At 35.5% G+C, this 8732-nt stretch carries 5 protein-coding genes; 1 reads left to right on the forward strand and 4 read right to left on the reverse strand.

The genetic code is table 11. The annotated features are described in order from the left end of the window. Nucleotides 1–998 precede the first annotated feature (998 nt). From ACFIJ9_RS07990 to ACFIJ9_RS08005, 4 genes are all read right to left on the reverse strand, one after another. Entirely contained in the window at nt 999–1805 is an 807-nt protein-coding gene (locus ACFIJ9_RS07990) for an N-acetylmuramoyl-L-alanine amidase (protein WP_375636611.1), read from the reverse strand. An 858-nt stretch (nt 1806–2663) separates the two neighbouring features. Next, complete coding sequence (locus tag ACFIJ9_RS07995) at nt 2664–4838, reverse strand: isocitrate/isopropylmalate family dehydrogenase (protein WP_375636613.1); 2175 nt, start codon at nt 4836–4838, stop codon at nt 2664–2666. Then, the gene (locus tag ACFIJ9_RS08000) at nt 4835–5566 is read right to left on the reverse strand and encodes an alpha/beta fold hydrolase (protein ID WP_375636615.1); all 732 of its coding nucleotides are present in this window, start codon (nt 5564–5566) and stop codon (nt 4835–4837) included. Before ACFIJ9_RS08000 ends, ACFIJ9_RS07995 begins: the two co-directional genes overlap by 4 nt. 261 nt (nt 5567–5827) lie before the next feature. Next, nucleotides 5828–7024, reverse strand: coding sequence for a multidrug effflux MFS transporter (locus ACFIJ9_RS08005; protein WP_375636617.1), 1197 nt, complete (start codon nt 7022–7024; stop codon nt 5828–5830). A gap of 633 nt (nt 7025–7657) precedes the next feature. Between ACFIJ9_RS08005 and ACFIJ9_RS08010 the strand changes: the two genes are divergently transcribed. Beyond that, the gene (locus tag ACFIJ9_RS08010; protein ID WP_375636618.1) at nt 7658–8374 is read left to right on the forward strand and encodes a phage tail assembly protein; all 717 of its coding nucleotides are present in this window, start codon (nt 7658–7660) and stop codon (nt 8372–8374) included. Nucleotides 8375–8732: the final 358 nt, after the last annotated feature.

Genomic DNA, 8732 nt, shown 5'->3' on the forward strand with positions numbered 1-8732 from the left:
TGCTTTATTACCAAATTGGTCTTTCTTGGTAATTTACTTTTCACCTTTGTTAATTCAGCTCATGATCTTCTCAGATAAATTCTACACTGAACAGATAAAATATTGAAAAAACAAGACATCATTGTGTTTTTTATATGCATGAATGTGTCTTCTATTAACATCCTAAAACACAACATTTTACAACACTGCCTCGCATTAAAAAACTTAATCATCAAGAAACATGTTGTCAAAACGATGAAAATATCCTCCAAAGCAATAAAAGAGAAAATAGATATGTCTTCAAAAAATGAATTGACCTCTTCCCCTTCTAAAGAATAGAGACTCCTATCAGTAGCAATCTGTAAACGACCCACCTTTTTTTGAATCTGCATCACATTGATTTATAATGATAATCTATTATTTTGCATGTTGAATTAACCAAAACCATTCACTTGTACATGACAAATGGAGAGAGCCATGTGAAAAAAACAAGTAAAGAAAATCCTTTTATGCATCGTTTTAAGTTCCAAGGGCTGTAGTAACATTGAGATCTGGCAAAGTATATAATGGTGCTAGGCACTTTTATTAAGCATAAAAATGAGAATACACTTCATAGAGGATTTTAGATTATATTCTTTATGAACGTCGCTGTAAAATATGTGTTGTGATACAGACTAAAAGACATTTCTTTAAAACAAGCATGTAAATATACAATACAAGACCATTTTGATTGAAGCGTTTTATCTTGCGTAAGGAACATGCCATCATATACGCAACATCTTGACTTTACTCGTTTTTAAAGGAAGAAAAATATAAGACAAAGAAACAGTAAAATTTAATCTCTGCAAATCACAGAGCTTTCTGTAGAGTTATGTTTCCATAAAACGCCTTATACCGTACATGGGATTTTTTACACGATTAATGCTCTTTTTTACATAAAGCCCATTGGCAAAAAGAAGCCTCTCTTGATAAGAAAAAGGCTTACACGTAATCATATTTTCAATTAAAAAGCATTGAATTCACGGAAAATACTTATCAACCAATGCATAAAGAATTGCTGCTGTTTCAACATCTAGAATCCCATCATAATTTTCTTGACGAAAATGAAGTTGAAATGCTCGGATCAAATCTTTGTATCCTGTTTGGGTACACGCAGCAGAAATGTCATATCCATAACATTTTAGCTTCGCCAAAACATCTTCTTTGGATGGAAAATTCTTAGAGAATTGCTCTTGATAATGACTTTTTAGTTCATCATCATACCATGCTCCTATACCTGCCCTATAAAGTTCTCTCCATGGAAAAGCTGCTCCTGGATCACTTTTCCTTCCAATGGCAATATCACTATGTCCCACAACATCAGTTGGCATAATATCGGGATACCGTTGAAGAATATTCAATGCAAGCTCCTTAACGGCATCAATTTGTATTGGATTATAAGGAGGAAATATACTCCCCTCATCATGATAAGCCATAAAATCAACTGTCTCTTCTGGAGACTCAGAATGACCAGTCGCTAAATTAACGATTTCAATCCCGATAGATGCATCATTGAGATGACTATGCCCAGTCCATGAACTCACACCCGCATGCCAAGCACGCTCATTTTCATCGACCAGATTAAAAATACGCATGTCCGTAAAGCCTGCCTCACGATATGTCTGCTCTGAAGGATCAGGAACAAGATAGTGTGCACTAACCTTTTCTCCTGTAAGCGCCATAACCGAGGATTTAAAATCAAGAGCCGTATAATGCATGACGAGAAAACGAACGCGACGATTAAAACTCTTGACAGAACGATAACTGTTGTAATCAATCTGATACATAAAAGCCCTTTCTTTTTTGCTTAAAAAGACCACTGCGCACCACAACAAATAGGACACAAATTGTTAAAAAATTTGCAACGAACTTCCTATCTAGATATTAAGAATTACGCCTAAAATTTGTTCATCAAAAACATTGACACTCTTATCAACAATTAAGACACATTTTTATTTTTCCCACACACACGCGTAAAATGTTTTTAACCACATTCACCAACACACCGCATTAAATATTTTCCTCAAACAAATTCCTAAAAATTACCAATCAAAAGAAAAACAAAAGCATAAAATGATCACTCCTTAAATTTTCACGTCTTACAGAAAAAATAGTTTTTCCTGTTATCAAATTGAAAAATATCGCCCCTCGGAAGCGAACTCCCAACTATCGCGCAATCACACAAAACTTATAGGAAAAATTTTATGAGCTCTTTACAACAATTTATTATCAGATAACTGAATGGCACATATTCCAATAAACTGGACGTATTTTTCAATAAAATTTGCAAAGCTTTCCTGTAAATGACACGACTTCTTGTCTTTTCACAACATCACTTTTTGATTTACAAAGAATCTTAATTATTTACAACGCTTGAGGCACACGAAGCCCCTGGATTCCTTGTCATAGGCTCTATTAAAGATAACATATTGATTTATAATAATAATTAATCATTTATAAATATTGAATGCAGCGAGCCTAATATAGTAAAGTTTTTCTTAATCTTGAATCAATCAAAGTCATTTAATTACACATCAAAAGAAAAATTAATCTATAGATAAAAACCACCTAAGAAAAGGATAAAAATACTTCTTATAATAGAACGTTCAATAATTTGAGCAATATTTTTACGTCCCCATAGAGGTTCATTTGCTTTTCTCAGTTTGCAAATATCTTTTTAAAACCAACCAAGCTGCATATTCTTGTAAGACGACACCTAAAAGTGGTCGCGTATAGGGAAAAGTTACACGATCATCGTCATAACCTTTCATCCGTATAGTCATCGTGGCACGTCCAAGGCTTTCTTCTTGATTTTCTAATGTCTCGATAGAAGGTGATAGGCTCACTTCAACCTCAAGATTTGGAATATTTTTTGTACTTTTTTCTATGGGTTGAAAATATTTTAAAAGCTGCGGATCATTGGAAGACCAATGAACCTCTGCATGCATCGCTAATTGTTTACAAGTAGTAGTCACTTCTGCACCAACCAAATAGGGGTGAAAATGATTTTCAAATTCTTCCACGAAATGTTGTTCCAAGGGCGCTTCTGATTGACCAATCAGCTGCACAAGAACATAGGGACTTTTCCATAAAAAATGCCGTTCAAATGGCTCATTTTCAAGATGACAATCAACCCACTGCGCAATGGTACTTTCATCAATTCCAATCAAAGTCCATGCATACCTCGCACGCGATACAGAAGAATATTTCTTCTCATTGTGTTCTAAATAATTCTCTAAAAGCGCAAGAGCCTGTGATAGTGGACCAGGCAAAACAACAAGCGTACTTCCATCGCAAGAGAGATAAAACCCTGGTGCTGTACCCGTAGGATTATCAAGCACGGTTGCTGTCTCAGGAAACAATGCTTGACGCGCATTACTCTTATCCGCCGTAATCCCTAATCGTTGTAATTGACCTTTTATTGTTTGCCAAACATCTTCATGATGTACCAAAGGCTGCTGCACGGCTTTTGCAACCGCATCACGTGTTATGTCATCTGATGTTGGTCCCAATCCCCCACTGATAATGATAAGATCTTCTTGTCCAAGACAAGAAACAACAGTTTCACTGATTTGCTGTAATTGATCAGCACAAACAAAATGACGTGTGACTTGAATATTTCTCTTGTTTAAGCTTTGGCTTAGATCTTGTAAATTCGTATTCAAATATTGTCCTGAAAGGAGTTCATCACCAATAGTAATAATTGCCGCATGACAAATAGAGACAGGTTTCATGAGAGAATTGCGAACAGCTTCAGCCATTTGACGGGTAGAGGCTACACCTCCTAGATCGTAAGATACAGTTTTTCCAGCACGAATAACCTGATCAACACTCTCAGACAGTTGTTTTGCTGCATCTTTAAAGCCTAAATGTTCTAAGAGTAAAGCCGTGGTATAAAGCATCGCAGAAGGATTTGCTTTATTTTGTCCAGCAATACGTAGTGCGCTTCCATGAACAGGTTCAAAATAAGCAATCTCGCTCCCCACATTTGCACTAGGTGCAAGCCCCAATCCTCCCATTACTCCAGAGCCAAGATCAGAGAGAATATTGCCAAACATATTTTCAGCAACAATCACGCCAAACTGCTCTGGCTTCGTTACAATCCACAAAGCAACTGCATCAACATTATGAATATCTGCTTCAATTTCCGGATAGTTTTGCGCAATTTTCTCAAAAATTTCTCGCGAAAATTGTCCACTTTCTCGCATAACATTGGGCTTATCAGCAAAAGTAACTCGCCTCATGCCATATTTTCTTGCATAAGAAAAAGCGTATTCAAATAACCGCTCTAAACCAAAGCGTGTCTGCAAACGGACTGTCCACGCAGCTTCCTCAAGCCCATATTTTGTCAAATTGGGATGTCTTAACCAAGCGGCTGCTTCAGGAGTGATACCCCGAAAATCCAATCCAGCATAAAGACCTTCACTATTTTCTCTGATAACATAAAAATGAAAAGGTTTTTTCGGACCAAAGATGTATCTTATAGGGCGTATATTTGCAAACAACCCTAATTTTTGGCGAAGCTGAAGTACAGGAGAAACATAGGCAAGGTTTTGCTCTTTTAAATGCGGTTCAAGTTCTTTTAAAGCCGCTTCTTTTCCTTTACTGGTCACAGCTCCAAGTAAAATCGCATCACTCTGAGTAATTTTTTGCCAAGTTGCTTGAGGGACAGGATCTCCTTCCTGTTTCCAACATTCAAAACCAATATCACCATAAGTAAACTCAATTGGCAATTGAAATTGCTCTAAGACCATCAGCGCAGCATCACAAACCTCTGGTCCTATCCCATCACCAGGTAATACAAGAACTTTCTTTTTCATAATCCCTCCATCCATTCATCAATGACTGTATCCGTCATAACAGGATTATCCTCCCACAAACGCGTACCAGCACCAGAGATGATCTTATATTCATGATTGAAACAAGGACTTTTCGTCTGATTATCTACCGTTGCAAGTTGTGACTTTTCTCCCACTAAAGCTAAAAACTTCCCCTTATACTTAACTATTTCATCTCTAGCATCCATCGCCAATAAGAGTTTAAAGCCTCTTGTCATGCGTTCAATTGCCACGCTTTTTTGTTGATCAGGAGCCTCCAATAAAACTCTTTTTTTCATAATGCCAGAAGGATGCATAAAACCATTGAGTATTTCCAAAGCTCCTGATAAATCATTATTTTCTAAGTAAACAAGAATATCTCCAAGGCGCCGTTGCAAAACCTTATCAAGATAGCCAGGTGCATTCACAGCAAGCACAGCTTGAACATTGGGAAGCCGTGCTGCCAATATTTGTACCAACATTCCAGCCATAGAAAATCCCACAAGCACTGCGGGCTCTTTAAAATAGCTTTTAAGTTTTTCTTCTATAAAAGATAAAATATCTACAGCAGAATGATTGAGAACATGAGAACTCTTAGGAAAAAGAGAAAGCGTATCCAGCAGAGTGACAGGGAATCCTTTTGATAAGCATAGCTTTGTCAATGGAGAACAAAAAACACCACCATCCCAAATTGGCATTACAGGAGAAAGAATAATAATAGGAAGGCTCATTGATCAATTCCTCCCCTTATTTTAAAACATGCATTAGAGCCAAAACTTTTCCCACCCAATATAATGAAAATATGTTGAAACTCTAGGCTCATACTCCCCCCCATCATAATCGATTTGTTAAACTCAAACTAAGCTTGTAACAAATTTTAAACCCATTCAATCCAACAACTTAATAAAAAAAATTCATCTAATGTACAGGTGCCCCATTTGTGTAAAACATCAAAAGCATTTCCGCATAATGCTTTCTTTTTATCATTTCACTCAGCTCATTTCTGAGGTCATAAAATGACGCGCTTTTTGAATATAAATGATAAAACCAATCATACAACACACAGCTAACAAAGTGGCCATAGCCCGTGGGCTATGACCAGAGATTTTTCCGATAACCGCTGCACTTAGCGCCGCACTTCCTAATTGCAAAGATCCCATAACACCAGAAGCCGCTCCCGCAGCTTTCGGATGCGATGAAATAGCCAACGCTGTTCCTAACGGCAATAAAAAACCATTACCAAAAGTCAGAACAGCAATAGCCAAAAAACTTGTCACAAGGGGCCATGGGCTTAGATACATTTGCACAGCAAAGAGCACGCCTCCTATAACAAAAATAATGTATCCTCGACAGACAGTCTTTTCCATAGACTCGCGTTCAAAAAACCATCGCGCCAAAAGATTTCCCAAAATATAGGGCAATGAGACACCAATGTAGCTATAACTAATGTGTATTGGTGATAGACCCAAAGTCGTGAGTAAAAAAGGCGATTCCACAATATAAGCAAAATAAGCTATGTAAGAAAAACACGGAATAAGTGCATAAAAAATAAATTGTTTATTTCTAAAAACGCCTAAATATGCCTTCATCAATCCTACAGGGGAAAAATGCTGCCGTTTTTGAGGGGGCAGAGTTTCCGTTAGCACAAAACAACACAGCAAAATGGTCAAAAATATAAAAAAGCTTAAAAAGATAAAAGTTGCCTGCCAATGAAAAGCTTGTATCAAAAGTCCACCAATGAAAGGTGCAAGTGCTGGTGACATTCCAATAAAAGGGAAAACAATCAAATAAAGTTTTCCGGCTGCTTTTTTATCTAACAAATCATTGATAATTGCACGACTTAAGACAAGTCCCGCACAAGCACCAAGACCTTGCAAAAAACGTAACACAAGAAAAGCGTGAATATGAACCGTATAAATCGCACCAAATGTTGTAAATAACCACAAGAATAAGCCCAATAGAAGTGTTTTTTTACGCCCAAAATTATCACTCAGCGGCCCATAAATGAGCTGTCCAAGTGCCAATGCCAACAAAAAAACTGCCACTGCACTCTGAATTTGAGATTGTGTCACTTGATAATATTGACGCATCTCTCCCAGTGCTGGTAAAAAAATGTCGGTAGAAATCAATCCCCCCGTCGATAAACATACAATAAGTATAATGAATGGTAATGTATATTTATGAATCATAAAGAAAATCACACTTTTAGTTAGAGATTAAATAGTATTTAATTAAATATAACAAATATAATTATATTTTATGCTTATACATACAAATAATAATTATTAAAAGTGTTATTATTTTACTTTGTAAAAATATTATTTTTCTTATAGACAGCGTTTTGTTTTACGGACTTCATGGGACAAAAAGTTATTCCCTAAATAAGCTTTCCTGTACACACATCTTGCTATAACACACATCAACCTTTTTCAGAAACATCATAGATAAAATGCACTGATATTACATACCTTCTCCGCGACAACAATGGTATTCTCATACAATATCGAGTGAAATGAATCTACAAAATTCAAGGAAGAAAAACGGTCTATTGACGGCTCTACTCCAAAATTACGACCGTACAAAGCCCACTTCTAACACAACAATAGCTTGAAAAGCCTATCAACATAAACCTTTATTGTAAAGAATTTAGGTCTATCAGCTCATAGAGTATAATGACACCCCTGCAAAAAAACAAATATACTTTGCTCATTGCATGAAACTTTTTACTTAAGATAAAAAATTAAAAAAACTGTATAACATATTGATAAATATAATACTGTAATTTAATATATTTTTATTTAATTGACTCATAGGAGCTGTGAATGTGCATAATAGAAATAACACGCGTCCCATTACTGATACCCCTTACAGTTGAAGGAAAAACATATACAGAGATTAGTTTACGACGTGCAAAAGTTAAAGACTTAAGAGAAATAAGCAAAAAGGAAGGGATCAAGCAAACAATAGAAATGATTGCCTGTCTTTCGGGATGGTCTTATGATATGATCAACAAACTTGATGAGCATGACTTTTCAAATATCAAAGATATTTTGGACTCCTCAGTAAAAAAAGCGCTCGACAAAATAATCAGCATCAGTAACGATATTAAAATGGCTTTGAAAAATCCATTCACAAGCTATGTCGAAAGTTTTATCCATAAAATAAAAACACTCATGGGAAAAATAATGAATGTCTGTATTTTCAGCAACACCATGTTGGAAAAATGCAAAAACAGTTTGTATAAAGATATATTTGAAACAAAGGATATAAAAAACATAAAAGAAGAAATCTTTAGCGACTATACACCAATAACAGTGCATAACCCTTCTAATACACCGATTCAAATGAACATTATAAATTACGGTACCTTCATACAAAATAGTCCATCAGAACATATGCATATTGCATCTCATCCCAAAACTGAAAACACAACAAAAAAGTCAATTTTGGATATAATCTTAAAATTGTCAGACATTGCCTCAAAAATTTTGAATCTGCCTTCTTGGTGTTGGGAGCTTTTACTTAAAAGATTGAAATAATTTTTCGAGCATCGTTTTGATATAGAGCAATAAGAGAAGGAAAAACAGCTTAGAACACTAATGTTTCTTCCTTCTCTTTTATCTCTCATAGCTTTTTGAATTGAATACTTTTGATATTTATTTTGAATAATTGAGGCATTCTTTTAATCATAAGTGCAATATAAAAAACTAAAATTTTAGAAGACGCGCTGTTTTTACAAAAAAATGAAATAATAAAATAAAGACTCTAGAATTTTAAGTAATGATCACCGTCCTGTTTTCGATGTTTTCTGTCCTTTTTGGCGCATATCTATTCACTTTTGGAACATAATTGGCAAAAAGACATTGTATCTCCAGCATATTCAAGGAGATAAAACAT

The sequence above is a fragment of the Bartonella sp. MR90HLJMH genome (assembly GCF_042194115.1).
Classification (GTDB): domain Bacteria; phylum Pseudomonadota; class Alphaproteobacteria; order Rhizobiales; family Rhizobiaceae; genus Bartonella; species Bartonella grahamii.

Coding starts and splice junctions, on each gene's coding strand:
- ACFIJ9_RS07990 (WP_375636611.1), bottom strand. CDS start 1,805: ATGTATCAGATTGATTACAACAGTTATCGTTCTGTCAAGAGTTTTAAT.
- ACFIJ9_RS07995 (WP_375636613.1), bottom strand. CDS start 4,838: ATGAAAAAGAAAGTTCTTGTATTACCTGGTGATGGGATAGGACCAGAG.
- ACFIJ9_RS08000 (WP_375636615.1), bottom strand. CDS start 5,566: ATGAGCCTTCCTATTATTATTCTTTCTCCTGTAATGCCAATTTGGGAT.
- ACFIJ9_RS08005 (WP_375636617.1), bottom strand. CDS start 7,024: ATGATTCATAAATATACATTACCATTCATTATACTTATTGTATGTTTA.
- ACFIJ9_RS08010 (WP_375636618.1), top strand. CDS start 7,658: ATGTGCATAATAGAAATAACACGCGTCCCATTACTGATACCCCTTACA.